Genomic DNA, 14,757 nt, shown 5'->3' with positions numbered 1-14,757 from the left:
CGATGACGCCGCCAAGTGCACCGGCACTGCGTTTCCGGCGCAGCGAATTGCGCGAGCACGGGCGGCTATCGCCCGGCGCACTCGCATTGCTCGACGATTGCGCGCAGCCGGCAGAGTTTGTCGAAACCCTCGTGGCGCGACAATTTGCCGATGACGCGGTGCACGCGCTCGCGCTGCTCCTGCCGCACCGGCAATGTGTCTGGTGGGCGTGCTTGAGCGTCCGTTTGATACCGGATATCGGGAAGCGTGAGCTGGAGGACGCTGCCGTCCTCGCGGCGGAGAAATGGGTGCAGTCGCAGGCGCCCAACGAAGCCGAAGCGGCCGGACGCGCGGCCAAGAAGTGCGACAAAGGCAAAGCGGCGGCCTGGGCAGCGCAGGCCGCGCACTGGTCGGGCCCGTCGCTCGCTCCGCGCGGCCAACCCGAAGTGCCGCCATCGCCCTTTCTGGCAGGCGTGGCGACACGCAGCGCGCTGACCTTGCTCGGCCTTGATCCTGCTTTCGGAAAGCCCGTGGCGCTTGCGCAATGGCTGCCCATCGGGCTAGCCTTGATGGCGGGTGAAAACGGGAAAGAGGCGCAGGGGCAGGTCAAGGAAAGCCTCGCTTAAGTCCGGCTATGTGGAACTTGCTGATATCGCGCATGGATGATCCGCCGGGTCAGTATTTTGACCGGCGACAGATTGATGCGGGCGAAGTGCTGCTGGGATCGAGCAGACGGCATTGCGATGTCGTTCTAGGCACCAAGGCGGACGGCGTTTCCGGCCAGCATTGCAAGATCATTTCGAGCGGCCTTGATCTGCTGGCCATCGACAACGGAAGCACCAATGGCGTCTCGCTTAACGCGCCGGGACAGCGGGTGACGCCGCACAACCCGTTCCCGGTGCGCGAAGGCGACCGGCTGTTTATCTCAGGCTTTGTGGTCACCATTGCCAGCGATGCGATGGCGGCGAGCATGCGGATGGGTGCCGCTCCGGTACAGGATCTGCCGGGCTTTTCGGGTGGCATGGCGGAGGATGATCCGTTCAACGATATCGATATGGGCGGCAGCAGTGGCGGCCTGCTCGATGATTTCGATATCGGCAGCCCGAATGGCGGTGATGATCTGCACGATTTGCTGCGTGACGAGATCGGCGCGCATATCGGCTCACCGTCACCGCCGAGGGATCGCGGCAGGGACAATTTCGGCGATCCCATCGGTATCGCGATGAGCGGGCCGATCATGGGGGACGCGCCGCTCGCCTCAACTGGCTTGGGCATTCCCGAAAACTGGCTGGATGTGGATGGATCGGGCGGTCTGCCCGATGATGTGTTCGACGATATTGGCGGCGGCGACGGTGCGATCGAGCAGCCGGGCGACATCGGCTTTGACGATCTGCCCACCACCGCGCCCGATACGCCTTCCGGCTTTGACGACGACCCGTTTGATGAAGGAATTCCGCAGGGCAACCCCGATGCGTTGATGGATATCGATCTGCCGCCGGTGGATGATATGTTGGGCGACTATGAACCCGCCCAGCCGCCGCTGGCTGTCGCGCAGACGACTCCCAGACCTGCACCAGCGCCGGTCCCGGCGCCTCCTCCCGCGCCGTCTCCGGTCGCCGACGTTGGAGCGCCCAATTGGTCAGCATTTTACGAGGGAGCAGGGCTGGGGCCGGAGGAACTGCGCCTTTCGCCCGATGCCCTGCGCAAGCTCGGCGTGATGTATCGGCAGGTCGTGCTCGGAATGTCCGATCTGATGCGCGATAGGGCGGAAATGAAGGGCGAGTTCCGTATGGAAAAGACCGTGCTCGCCATTGGCCGGAACAACCCGCTCAAACATCTGCCCGCGCAGGATGCTGCAAAGGTGCTGTTGGGCGAGCCGCTGCCGGGCTTTGTCAATTCGGAAGAGGCGGTGCGCGGTGCATTCGAGGATTTGAAGCGCCACCAACTGGCCATGCTTGCAGGCGTCCAGCGCGCGCTGCACACGGTGTTCGACCGGCTTTCTCCGGAGGAGATCGACAAGCTGACCGAACGGGCCAATGGCAACAAGAATCTGTTGTCACGCAAGGTCGATCCGTGGAGCCTTTATGCGACCGTGTATGATGCGCTCAAAAAAGATGCCACTTCGAACGCCAATGGCGTGATGAGCGTTGCATTTCGTGAGGGATACGAGGATTATCTGAAATCCGGACAGTAGTCCGGAGAATGGGGGGAATACGCGTGACGTGGGAAAACAAGCCTGTCTGGTCGGAAGGTATGTTCCTGCGTCCGCAGCACTTCCAGCAATTCGACCGGCACGTAACCGCGCAACTGGAAGGCCGTGTCTCTCCGCTTCTTTCCTACGCCTACGGTCTCACCGCGCTCCGCTTTTCCGAAGGTCAGCTGAAAACCGGCAAGCTGGTGGTCGAAAAATGTTCGGGCGTGTTCCCCGACGGAACCCCGTTCCGCGTGCCGGAAGAAGTGGCCGCGCCGATGGCGCTTGATGTAAAGGCAAACAAGCGCGACGCGATCGTACACTTGTGCATTCCCGAAATGCGCGCCGGTGCCGCCGAAGTCGCGCTGGACGAAACGGCGCAGGCCGAAACCCGCTTTGTCGCGGGGGAATTCGAAGCATCCGACAGCGTCTATGGCAGCGCCAGCCGCGTGGCGATGAGCGTGGGCAAGCTGCAACTTTCGCTGCGGTTCGAGGATGAGGGGCTGGAAGGCTACCAAACGCTGCCGGTGGCCCGCGTAACCGAGCGCAAGGCGGACGATTCAGTCTCGCTTGACCAGCACTTTATCCCGTGCGGTGTGGCAATCACCGCTGGCGAGAAACTGCCGCGCTTCCTTTCCGAGCTTGAAGGCATGGTGCACCAACGCGCAGAGGCAATCGCCGGAAGGCTGGGCACGCCGGGGGCCAAATCGGTGGCGGACGTCTCCGACTATCTGACGCTAATGATCCTCAACCGCGCGGAAAGCGAAATCCGGCATCTGGCCTCGCTCCCGGCTGTGCATCCGGCGGATTTCTACAGCTTTCTCGTCACCCTGGCGGGCGAGCTTTCGACTTACATGACGAAGGCGCGGCGGCCCAATTTCATGCCGACCTATATGCACCGCGAACAGCGCCATTGCTTCAATGCGGTGATTTTGGAGCTCAACAATCTGCTCTCGCAAAGCAAGATGGAGCATACGATCAACATCCCGCTGCAGCTTGCCAAGCACGGGGTGCGCTGGGGGCAGATCAACGATCGTTCGCTGTTTACGGCTGCCGAATTCATCTTGGCCGTGCGCGCAGAAGTCGATCCGGAGCGGGTGCGGGCAAACCTGCCCAAGCTCGCCAAGGTCGGATCGGTCGAACACATCTCGCAACTGGTGAACAAGCAGCTGCCGGGTGCCAGCCTCAGCCCGATGGGCGCAGAGCCGCGGCAAATCCCGTTTACCGCCAACACCACCTACTTCCGCATCAATACGACGCATGAGCAATGGAAGGCGGTGGAAGTCAGCGGGAAAGTGGCGATCCATGTGCAGGACAAGCTGCCGGGTATCGATATGGAACTGTGGGCAATCAGGGAGCCTGAATGATGGCAGACGATCCGGAGGACGAAGAGCGCACTGTCTTCAAGCCCGGATCGGCCGGGCGCCCATCGCCTATCCCCGGGGCGACGCCGCCTGCGCCTGCGCCTGTTCCTCCGCCACCGCCGCAAGGGGGCTACACTCCGCCCGAGCCGCAGCAATTGCAAACGCAGGTGCAGCGCGGCGCACCGGTGCCGCCGCCTTCGCCACGCGCCCCGGTAGACGCCAGCGCGCCTGCGCCGGGCGTTATCAGCTTCGCCGATGCCGAGCCGGAGTTGTACGGGCCGGAGCCGGTAGTCGCCGCTGCCGGACGGCTGATCCACCTCGCCGCACAGGTGCGCACCATGCCCGTGGGGCCAGACATCAAGGGCTTGCGTCGCCTTGTTGTCGACGAACTCGAAGCGTTCAAAACGCGTGTCCGCAATCTCGGGCTGGAGCAGCGGTCGGTGCAGCTCGCGCATTATATGCTGTGCGCTTTTGTCGATGATGCGGTGCTGGCAACCCCGTGGGGGGCGGACAGTCCGTGGGGCCGCAAGAGCCTGCTCGCTGCCTATCATAATGATACCACCGGCGGAGACCGGATGTACGGCTTTGCCGACAAGATGGCGCAGGATCCCCATCTCGAACCGCGCTTGATGGAACTGCTCTATCTGTGCCTATCGCTCGGTTTCGAAGGGCGGGCAGGGGTTGATGCGCGCGGCGAATCGCTGGTTAACCGGCATCGTTCTGCGATGTCGGGCAGCATTCGCAACCAGCGCCCGGTGCAGCCTGCTGATCTTTCGCCGCAATGGCGCGGGATGCAGGTCGCGGCGGGCAAATATGCGCCGCAGATCCCGCTCTGGGCGATTGCCGCAGGCTTCGGCCTGCTGGCCTTGCTGATCTTTGCCGCGCTGCTGATGCGGCTTTCCAGCTCTGCCGATACCGCGCTTGAGGGGCTCGACCGTGCGGTCGGCAACGCGGTGATAGTGCCGCCGCCGCCGGCGGCGCAAAGCCAGACGCCGACATACGACCAGATGGAAGCAATTCTCGAGCCCGATATCGCGGCGGAACGCCTGACGCTCACCCGCGAAGGGGGCGAAATCGTCGTGCGGCTCAACAATCGCGGCCTGTTCGGCGCGGGTGAAGCCAATCCGGCAGGTGGATGGTCGGACACTTTCGGGCGGATTGCCCAGGCGGCGAACCTCACCAGCGGGCCGATTGCGATCGAAGGTCACACCGACAATTCACAGCCCGGCGCGTCAATCGCCTTCCCGTCTAACCAGGCGCTCTCCGAAGCGCGCGCCGAGGCCGTGGCGAGCGCCATTCGCGGGGCAGGGCTGACGGATGGCAGCCGGATCAGCACCCGCGGATTTGCCGCAACCCGTCCGATGGCCGACAACGACACCGCTGAAGGCCGCGCGGCCAATCGCCGGGTCGAACTGCGCGTCGCCAACGATATCGCTTGGCGCTGAGGAGGAGGGGATCATGCAGAAGCTCAAGACACTCTTCACCAATCGCTGGTTCTGGCGGTTCCTTGGCGCGATAGTGCTGGGGCTCATCATCTGGTTCGTCGGGCCGCTGATCGCGATTGCCGATTTCCGCCCGTTCGGGTGGTGGGTCGTGACTCTGCTCGTCGCGCTGGTTCCGCTGCTGGTGGTGTCTATCCTCGCCATTCTCGCGTGGCGGCGAGAGAAGAAGAAAAATGCGGCGATGATGGAGGAACTGAAGCCGTCCCCCGCCGATATCGAAAAGGACGAAGTGGCGGCGAAGCTGTCCGAGGCGCTCGACCAATTGCGCACGGCCAAACTGGGCAGTCGGCAAGCCTATGTCTACCAGTTGCCATGGTATGCGATCATCGGCCCGTCGGGCGCGGGCAAAACGACGGCGTTGCTGAATTGCGGACTGGAATTCCCCACCGCCGTTGCAGGCGAATACCGCGCATTGCGCGGCCAGCCGAACACGCCCAATTGCGACTGGTGGTTCACCAGCGAGGCGGTGCTGATCGATACGGCAGGCCGCTATGTCAGCCAGGACGAGGACAAGGAGCATGATGCGGCGGGGTGGAAGAACTTCCTCGAACTGCTGCAACGCTACCGCCCGCTGCAACCGCTCAACGGCTTGATCGTCGCCATCCCCGCACCCGATTTCGTCGACGCGCGCAAGATGGAAGAGCACACGCGCAATGTCCGCGAGCGATTGGCGGAAACGACCAATCTGCTGGGGCAGGATTTGCCGGTCTATCTGATGGTGACCAAAACCGATCTCGTACCGGGGTTCCGCGAATATTTCGCCCGCGCGACCGACGAGGAGTCGGATCAGGTGTTCGGTTCCACCGCGCCCGGTGCCAAGCCCGATACCGATAGCGTGATGGCAGGGTTTGACGGGCTGGTCAGCAGCATTTCCAGCCGTGTGGTCGACCGGACGCAGAATGAAAGCGATATGCAGCACCGCGCGGCGATCGCCGGGTTCCCGGCACAGCTTGCAAGCCTTCGTAGCCCGATTGCCAGATTGCTGGGCGAACTCGCCAAGAAAACCCGCTTCGACAAGCCCGCGCGGGTGCGCGGTGTGTATTTCTCCTCCGGCACGCAAACGGGCAATCCGGTTGATCGCCTGCTGATGAATGTCGGCGTGCCCCCGCGCAGTTCGCAGCACGCGGTGGGGAGCGGGCGCAGCTATTTCCTGCGGCGTTTCTTTGCCGATCTGTTGGTGCCCGAAAGCGGCATCGCCAGTCGCAATCCCGCCGCCGAGGCACGCGCGCGGCGCAATTACGCCATCGGCATCGGCGCGGTGGCGGCGAGTTTCGTGATTGCGGTGGGCGTGTGGACTTGGGGGTATTTCCGCAACACCGCGCTGATCGACCGGGTTTATGCCATCACTGCCGACTACGCCAATGTGGCAGGCGAGTCGCGCGGCGGCAGCGCCTCGGTGCAGCAGGATCTGGCGGCATTGGGCGTGCTCGGCAGCGGCACCACCGAAATGACCGAGGCGAGCGATTTCGCACTGGGGCTTGGTCAGGGAGGCAGGCTGTCGGGCGAGATGCGCGGCATTTACGGGCGCGACCTGCAGCAGCGGCTGATGCCCGTGCTGATGGCGCTGGCGGAAGAGCGGATGGCGGATACATCCGATCCGGGCGCGGTTTACGATGCGCTGAAAAGCTACCTTATCCTCGGCGGTGAGGGGCCGGAGCAGGCCGAACACGTCATGGCCTGGGTGCCGCGTGCCTGGCTGGCGCGGGCAGGGGCAAACGAAAGCGAAGCGGGCGCAATGGCGACGCATACCGCTTCTTTGTTCGACATCGGCTTCACCCCGCTGGGCATCGACCCTGCACTCAAGGAAAACGCCCGCCGCCTGCTGCGCGCGCAGGCACCGGCAGTGCGCGTTTATGGGCGGCTGAAGAGCGAGGCGCTCGCATCGGGGCAGCGGCAGTGGACCGCGCGCGAGAATGCGGGGCCGCGGCCGGAGATATTCTTCGCGCAAACCGGCGCATTCGCGCCCAATGCGGGGGTTCCCGCGCTGTTTACGCGCGAAGGGTATGACACGATCTTTGTTCCGATCATCGAACGCGGGCCGGAATTGCTGGAGGACGAAGTCTGGGTGGTTGGCGACAACGCGACCGCAGAACTGACACCCAACCAGATCGCGCAGCTCCGCAGCGATCTCGAACGGCTGTATTTCGACGATTTCCTTGAACACTGGAACACCTATCTCGGCCTGATCGAGTTGCGCAATGCCAGCGGTCTGGAAGACAATGTGCAGCGGCTGCGCGATGCAGGCGGGCCGCTATCGCCGATACCGCCGCTGTTGCGTGCGATTGCCACCGCGACCGATCTCACGCCAGCACAGCCCGAAGCTGAGGGCGGCGCAGTTGCCGACGCGGCGGGGGATGCGGCAACGCGCGCTATTTCCAACCGTGCCGGGAGCGCGGGTCGGGCGATCAACGCCGCTGGCGCTGCGCAAGGTAGCGGTGGGGGCGATCCTGCGCCGGACGGCGGGCGGCAGGCGGTTATCCTCGCGTTCCAGCCACTGCGGCAGTTTGTCGGCGGGCCCGAGGGCGGAGGGGCAATGGACGGCACGCTGGCCAGCTTCACCGCTGTCGCCAACTCGCTCAACAACGTGGCCGTGCTGGGCGCGGGCGATGGCACTACCGGTTCGCAGGCGAGCATGGACGCGCGCGCGGCGATCCTGCAATTGCGCCAGACCGGCAACAGTCTGCCTTTGCCCGTCAGCGAATGGTCGCTCGCCATGGCGCAGGATGCCGAGAGCGCGCTGGGCATTGCGCGCGGGGCGCAGATGGGCGCCGCGGTCGATGCCAATTTCGCCAATTGCGAGCAAACTCTCGCAACCGCCTATCCGATCCAGGCATCGTCCAGCGCCGACCTGCCGATTGCGACCTTTACCCAATTGTTCGGGCCGAGCGGCACCTATGCCAATTTCGTCAATACGCAGCTCAACAACTATATCGATACGAGCGGGCCGGAATGGGCAATGAAGGGCAATGCCAGCGAGATCGGGCTCAATCCGGGCAGTGTGCGCGCGTTCCAGGCTGCGAACCGGGTAACGCGGATATTCTTTGCAGGCGATCCCACCGCGCCGAGGATGTCCTACCAGATCGAGCCGATTTCGCTCGACGGAGCGGATGAGGTGGTGCTGCAGATTGACGGGCAAACGCTGACCTATGACGGGGAAAACGAGATTCCCAAGGTCTTCAACTGGCCGGGATCGGGCAATGCGTCGCTGTCCTTCGACACCGGCGGCTCGCCATCCAGCCCGCGCACCTTCTCCGGCCCGTGGGCGCTGTTCCGGCTGATGAAGCTGGCAGCGGTGCGCGAAGGGGCTTCGCCATTGATCGGGGAGGGGAGCCTTACCCATTCGGGCGCGCGCTTCGATTTCCGCATCCAGTCCTTCGGCGCGGCCAACCCGTTTGTGACTGATCCCTTCGTGCAGGTCGCCTGCCCCGATATCGACCCTGCTGCGCTGGCGGTCAGCTATGCGCCGTGGCGGCACGAAGGCTGAGGGCAGGATAAGGGCCGCGTGACCATTTCGCTTAATCCGGTGCATCAAGGAGGTGAGGGAAGACGTCTGGCCAGCGGCTCGCTGCTGATCGGACGCGATCCGCGCGCACAGATCCGTATCGCTGACCCGACTGCTTCGGGCCGCCATTGCGTGATCTCGGGCGAGGGCGGCGAATGGCACATCCAGGATTTCAGTCGCAACGGCACTTTCCTCAACGACACGAAGCTGGAAGCGCGCGAGCGGCTGCAGGCGGGTGACCGTGTGCGCATCGCCGATTGCGAATGGCGGGTGGACATTGATGCGGCGCGCGATGCAGGTGATGCGACCTTTGTCCGCGCTCCCACGCCGGGCGATCCGATGGAGCGCACCCGCACCCATGCCTCGCCGCCGCGCGAAGGCAATTCCGCGCACACGCAGCATTCGCATCTGGCGCTGGAAATTCTGGCCGAGCTGGCGCGCACGCGGCAACAGGCGCGGGCCGACTTGTCGGGCGCGCAGGGACAGGCGAGCGAACGCTCGTCGCTGGCCGAGGCAAAGCCGGGGCAGGCGTTGGCATTTCTGGAATCGCTATCCAACGCCGACGGCGATGCCGCGCTCGGCGCTTTGCGCGCCCAAATGCTTGCGCATGATGCGGCGCTACTCGCGGCGATGCAGACCGCCCTGCACGAAGTCCTCCAGCACTTCAGTCCCGATGAAATCCAGCGTGGCGGCAAGAGCGACGCGCAGGCGTGGCAAGCCTACCGCGAAGCCTTCGAAGACCCGGACCTTGGCTTCGTGGAAGTCTTCGCGCGCAGTTTCGAACAGAAATACCGCGATCTGGCTGGCTAGTCCCCGGGGTCTTAGCTGCCCGGTATCTCGACCAGCTGATGCCACAGCATATGTGTGCGTATGCCATTGGCCTCAGCCAGCTGGGCGAATTGCGCGAAATTGCCGCTCACCAAAGCATCTGCTGCCGGATCGAGCTGACCGTTGCCTTCGAGCAGGATTACCGTTGTCCATGATGTTTCATCGGTTTCGCTGCGCAGCGGGAAGCTGAACTGGTTGGCGGACTGGCGGAAATCCTCGCCGATAATCTCCAGCACCGTGCCCGAACCCAGTTTCATCACCTGCCCGTCAGAAAGGACGAGTAGTGCAATCGGGGCGGTGCCCGGCAGGTTGATATCGACCGTGTGGATCGCGCCCGTTAGCCCCGCCAGAGCGGGGTCGCTATGATTGGCCGGATATTGCCGGATATCGGATGTGGTCTGCGCTTGCGTGATGGCATTGTCATCCGGCGCGCGGAACGGGCGGAGGCTATCCATCACTCCGCAATTGGACTGCGGGACCGGCGAAACGCCCGAAAAATCTGTACTGACCCCGCCGCCTTCCAGCGCGCCAAACACCGCAGGTTCGATCGCGCCCGGAAGCCCCGCGACACCGCTCGCGTTGAGCCGCAAGGCGCCGGGAGAGCCGCTGACCGCAAGATCGAGCCAATGGCAGTCAACGCTCGCCAACGCCGTTTGCGCGCGTTCGGTTGCCGCTGCCGCGTCGATATTCGCCGTGAGCGCGGGCTGCGCTCCTCCTCCGCCGCTGCCCACATCGATATCGGGCGCGTCACTGCCGCCACCGAATGCGATCATGGCGAGGCCGACGAGCAGCATCACTCCTACGATACCGCCACCGGCGAACACCGCCATGCGCGGCAGGCCCGCAATTGTCCCATCTGCTGTGCCGGAGCCGGAGCCGCCGCTGAACAGGGTTCGTCCCGGCACATAGCCTTCGTCGGCAAGACCGCCCGCAGTATCACCGGGGGCTGCATCCTCTGCAGATGCGTCCTCATCAACGTCATACACGTCGATCCTGTCGAGCAGCGTGATCACGCCGTCCATGGAACGCAGGCGCCGTGCGGGATTGTAAACCAACATCGCATCGAACAACGGGCGCAAGGCGCGCGGCGCTTCGGACGTGTCGATCCCTTCCTTGCGCAGGTCATTCGCTTCCACCGGGGACGTGCCCAGCTTCAGCGTCTTCCCGCGCGCCAGACCAAGCAGGACAAGGCCGAGACTGTAGATATCGGACCAGGGGCCGACATCGCTTTTGAAAGCGCCGAGCTGTTCGGGCGCAACAAAGCTGTATTTGCCTGCAAAGCCGGTGCCGATAACGGTGTTGGAGCCCGGATCGATATCGCGGGCGATCCCGAAATCGATGATTTGCGCGGCCGCCAGATCGCCATTTTCCAGCAGGATATTGTCGGGCGCGATATCGCGGTGGATCGCACCCATACTATGCGCCACACTCAGGCCTTCCGCGAGGCGGCGGGTCAGGCCGACGAGTTCTTCCAGCGAGGGCTTGATATTGCCGATCAGGCTTTCAAGGCTGACCCCTTCGATGAAATTGGTGACGATGTAGAACACGCCTGCTTCGGGATCGCGCGCCTGCGTCCGGTAATTCACCAGTGCGGGGTGGACGAGCCGTTCGAGCACGGTCGCTTCCTTGACGAACATCTCGATCACTGCCGGATCGCTGGCGAGGGCGGGCAAGATCACTTTCACCGCCACGCGCTGGCCATTGGTCACGTTCACGCCTTCGAAAACTTCACCCATGCCGCCGCGCGCGATGAACCGCTTGATCTCGTAAGTGTGGTTGAGCACCTGCCCGATGGTGATTCCCGAGATCGGTGTCTTGGGAGGTTTTAGCGCGGCGGGTGGCGGTGCCTGCTTGGCGGCAGGGCCTTGCGGAGCTTGCGCGGCGATGATCGTCCGGTCGATTTCCGGTTCCGGCGCAGCGCCCGCAGCGGGCGCGATGACAGTGCGCTGGTCGTCCTCGTTTTCCTCGGTCGGGGAAGCCGTGTCTGGCCGGATGATGGTGCGCCCCTCGTCCTCTTCCCTGTCTCCGGAACCCGAAGGCGAGGCTGCCGCCGCTGATCCCGGCGTCCGGATGACGGTCTTCTCGCCGTCATCGTCCTCATGTTGCTTGCCGCTCAAGCCCGTTCCTCTTCGCTCGCGCCCAATTGCAGGATCGTCGTTTCCTGCGCCGAGACCAATACCAGTGTCACATTGTCGGGCGCGCCGCGTTCGATGCAGAGTTGCACCAGCGTTTCGGCAGCTTCCTCCAGATCATCAGCTTCATCGAGGAGGCGGGCAATGTCTGCCTCCGGCACCGGGCCATACAGCCCGTCGCTGCACAGGAGGAAGACATCGTCGCTGCGCACCGTATCGTGCACCATGCCGATGCCGAAATTCTCCTCGATACCCACCGCCCGGGTGAGCACATTCTTGAGCTTGTGCGTTTCGGCCTCTTCGGCAGTGATAATGCCGCCATCGACCATATCCTGCACCTGGCTGTGATCCTTGGTCAGCCGCACGAGCTGGCCATCTCGCCAGAGATAAGCGCGGCTGTCGCCAACCCATAATACGGCAAACCGGTTGTCGCGGAGCAGCAGGGAGACAATTGTACTGCCCATCTGCTCGCCCAAGACGGCAGACTGGCTCGCAATCGCCGAATTGGCGTCCTCTATCGCGTTCCCGATCGTGTTGAGCGCGCTCTCCAGATTGTCTGAGAGCTTCACTGCGCCCAGCGTCTCGACGATCTTTTCGGCCGCCCAGTCGCCTTTGGCCATGCCACCCATGCCGTCTGCCACGGCCCAGTGGAATTGCGTGTCATCTACAAGGTGGCGATCCTCGTTGAGCTTGCGCACGCAGCCCACATCGGTTGTCGCATAGGAATCAGCGCGAAAATCCAAGCCGAACCACCTTTCCCCCCAGTCTCAGCTCCTATACTATGCGTGCGAAACGGCATTCCCGCAACAGGCGTCGGGAATTTCCTTTGGGGTACTCACAGCGCAGGAGGGGGAAGTGGCGCAAGCGGTAATTGTCCAGTCCTACGATCCGCGCGACTGGGCGCGGGCGTGGGAGGATGCGCGCACGGCCTTGCGGGCAGAGGCGCCGCGCAATGGGGTAGCCGGAATCGTCCCCAGCAAACCGATGCTGGCTGCGGCTATTGCTGCATTGGTGTTTCTTGTCGCCGGCCTTGCCTATGCGTTTGCAGGATCGGACAGCACGCCGACGGGCCGTGATCTGGCGGTAACGACAACCGCAGAGCTTTCGAACGCGCTGGACGAAGCACCGCCGCAGCTCAGCCGTTCGTTCAGGCTCGGCGATATTGCGGAGCTGGAAGCGACGCTGACCGCTTCCGGTTTCGATGCCGCGCTGGTTGCCGATCTCGTCGCATCGGCGCGCAGCTATTTCACCGCGGGCGAGGAAGTGCGCGGCACCTTGACCTTTGCTGCGGGCGAAGGCGGCGCGCTGCAATTGGCGACGCTCGATCTGCGCAAGCGGGACAGTTCGGGCGTGGTGTTCACAATCGAGGATGGCGCACCGGTCGCGCAGCCGGTTTCCGCGCAATTGACGCAGCAGGTATTCGTCGCATCAGGTCGGATCGACGAATCGAGCATTTACACCTCGGTTCTCGCCGCAGGCTTTCCCAATGCGCTGATCGATGCCTTCTTCGAAGCCTTGGCTTTCGATTTCGATTTCGCGCGTGAGATCAATTCCAACGATGCCTTCGAAATCGCCTATCGCCAAACGGTGAACGAGGAGGGCGAGCCGATGGGCGCGCCTGTGCTGCTCTATGCCTCAATGACCACGCCGACGCGCACCGCCAATGTCTACCGCTTCGAAGGGGCCGACGGCGAAGTCGCTTGGTATGATGCGAGCGGCCAGAACACCCGCCGGTCGCTGATGCGCACGCCGGTAGACGGGGCGCGGCTGAGCTCGCGCTTCGGGATGCGGCATCACCCGATCTATAACCGGTCACGCCTGCATGGCGGGGTCGATTTCGCAGCGCCAACCGGCACGCCGGTGTTCGCCTCTGGTAACGGCACGATCGAGATTGCCCGCGCGGCACCGCACGCGCGCAGCGGCAATGGCAGCTACATCGCGATCCAGCACGACAATGGCTGGCGCACGCTCTACCTCCATCTCAACGCCTTTGCGCCGGGAATCGAGCCGGGGGTGCGGGTGCGGCAGGGGCAGGTGATCGGCGAAGTCGGATCGACCGGCGGATCGACGGGGCCGCACCTGCATTACGAAGTGCATATTGACGGACAGAAGATGGATCCGCTGACCGTGCAGGGCTCTGACGAGCGGCAAACGCTTACCGGCGACTCGCTGCAAGCCTTCGAAAATGTGCGTGATGAAATCAATCTCGGCCGCGAGACGGGTGTCCGCCGCGCGAATTGATCGAAAAGTCTGTGGATTGACTGTTGTTTTTGCGCGCAGTTTCGCAGTCGTTTCGATCTGTGACACTTGCACAGGGCCTGTTCATCACCTTGCTGTCAGCCTGCGCTTACTGTATTTGTAAACGAGTGAAGCCATGCGAGCGCAGGATGCGCTTGCGGCGTAGATGATGAATTCCGGGGGGATTGAGATGACACGTTTTCTAACCAGCACTGCCATGGCCGCTTTGGTCTTGGTATCGACCCAGGCCGCTGCGCAAGTGGCGCAGGAAGACGGCGTCAGCCGCGATGCGGTGGATGTCTTCATCCGCGGAGAAGGTTTGGAGCCCTTGGCCGAGGGCGAATGCGTGCCCACTTCCGAAGAGGAATATCTGCGCACCGGCACCGAAACTGTCTGCGCAGAGCGTGGCGGGCCGGTCGGCACCACCATCTACCGCCCCAGCAGCTCCAATGCGAGCACGCCGCGCGTATCCCGTCCGTCGCGTCCGGCGAGTCGGCCCGCTGCGCGCCCGACTGCCGCGCCTGCACCGACACCGGCACGGCGTCCTTCGCCGCCGGTGGTGCGCATTCCTGAGCGCTGCGCGCCTTCGGACACGACCTCGCTCAATATGTGCCTGACCTTCGGGCTGGGCTCGGCCAATCTCACGGAAAATGCGCGCCAGCAAATCCGCGTGTTTGCCGAAAGCATGATCGAGAACGAGTCGACCGAAACCTTCATCATCGCCGGCCACACCGACATAAGCGGTACCGAAACGCGGAATTGCGAATTGTCGCGCGCACGTGCGCAAAGCGTCGCCGCCTATATGGTTGAGCTGGGTGTCTCTGGTGACCAGTTGCGCCCCGTCGGCTTTGGCCAGCAGCGGTTGCAGGAAGGCGTCGAGGCAACCGATGCGCGCAATCGCCGGGTGGAAATCGTGCGCGGGGATGCCGATGCAGCGGCGGGCGATGCCTGCGAGATTGCCAGCCCCGAACCGGCTGCCGCTCCGGCGGAATAGGACAAGCGAATTGACGCAGCGACCCTG

At 63.7% G+C, this 14,757-nt stretch carries 10 protein-coding genes; 8 read left to right on the top strand and 2 right to left on the bottom strand.

Features of this window, described 5'->3' with window-relative positions; all coding sequences use genetic code 11:
• Positions 1-2: 2 nt before the first annotated feature.
• From GC121_RS13030 to GC121_RS13005, 6 genes are read left to right on the top strand one after another with little or no spacing between them, the layout of a single operon-like run.
• A complete protein-coding gene (locus tag GC121_RS13030; protein ID WP_151975020.1) occupies positions 3-605 on the top strand; it encodes a hypothetical protein in 603 nt (200 codons plus the stop codon).
• 32 nt (positions 606-637) lie between these two features.
• Positions 638-2,173: a type VI secretion system-associated FHA domain protein TagH gene (tagH, locus tag GC121_RS13025; RefSeq protein WP_199857863.1), complete on the top strand. Its 1,536-nt coding sequence runs from the start codon at positions 638-640 to the stop codon at positions 2,171-2,173.
• A gap of 23 nt (positions 2,174-2,196) precedes the next feature.
• Positions 2,197-3,537, top strand: coding sequence for a type VI secretion system baseplate subunit TssK (tssK, locus tag GC121_RS13020; RefSeq protein WP_199857862.1), 1,341 nt, complete (start codon positions 2,197-2,199; stop codon positions 3,535-3,537).
• A complete protein-coding gene (gene icmH, locus GC121_RS13015; protein WP_151975014.1) occupies positions 3,534-4,979 on the top strand; it encodes a type IVB secretion system protein IcmH/DotU in 1,446 nt (481 codons plus the stop codon). The genes tssK and icmH overlap by 4 nt, the downstream gene beginning before the upstream one ends.
• Before the next feature lie 13 nt (positions 4,980-4,992).
• Complete coding sequence (gene tssM / locus GC121_RS13010) at positions 4,993-8,520, top strand: type VI secretion system membrane subunit TssM (protein WP_199857861.1); 3,528 nt, start codon at positions 4,993-4,995, stop codon at positions 8,518-8,520.
• A gap of 18 nt (positions 8,521-8,538) precedes the next feature.
• The gene (locus GC121_RS13005) at positions 8,539-9,348 is read left to right on the top strand and encodes an FHA domain-containing protein (RefSeq protein ID WP_151975010.1); all 810 of its coding nucleotides are present in this window, start codon (positions 8,539-8,541) and stop codon (positions 9,346-9,348) included.
• An 11-nt stretch (positions 9,349-9,359) separates the two neighbouring features.
• On the opposite strand, the gene GC121_RS13000 is transcribed toward GC121_RS13005, so the two are convergent.
• Both GC121_RS13000 and GC121_RS12995 read right to left on the bottom strand, forming a co-directional pair.
• Positions 9,360-11,483 carry a protein kinase gene (locus GC121_RS13000; protein ID WP_151975008.1) on the bottom strand — a complete coding sequence of 708 codons (2,124 nt, stop codon included), beginning with the start codon at positions 11,481-11,483 and terminating at the stop codon, positions 9,360-9,362.
• On the bottom strand, positions 11,480-12,241 hold the full coding sequence (locus tag GC121_RS12995; RefSeq protein ID WP_199857860.1) for a PP2C family serine/threonine-protein phosphatase: 762 nt from the start codon (positions 12,239-12,241) through the stop codon (positions 11,480-11,482). Before GC121_RS12995 ends, GC121_RS13000 begins: the two co-directional genes overlap by 4 nt.
• Before the next feature lie 112 nt (positions 12,242-12,353).
• Between GC121_RS12995 and GC121_RS12990 the strand changes: the two genes are divergently transcribed.
• On the top strand, positions 12,354-13,739 hold the full coding sequence (locus GC121_RS12990; protein WP_151975006.1) for a M23 family metallopeptidase: 1,386 nt from the start codon (positions 12,354-12,356) through the stop codon (positions 13,737-13,739).
• A 187-nt stretch (positions 13,740-13,926) separates the two neighbouring features.
• Positions 13,927-14,730: an OmpA family protein gene (locus GC121_RS12985; protein ID WP_199857859.1), complete on the top strand. Its 804-nt coding sequence runs from the start codon at positions 13,927-13,929 to the stop codon at positions 14,728-14,730.
• Positions 14,731-14,757: the final 27 nt, after the last annotated feature.

It is taken from the genome of Erythrobacter sp. EC-HK427 (assembly GCF_902498745.1).
In the GTDB taxonomy this organism is placed as follows: domain Bacteria; phylum Pseudomonadota; class Alphaproteobacteria; order Sphingomonadales; family Sphingomonadaceae; genus Alteraurantiacibacter.
The sequence above is the reverse complement of the archived record's forward strand: the minus strand, read 5'-3'. Positions and strand labels throughout refer to the sequence as shown.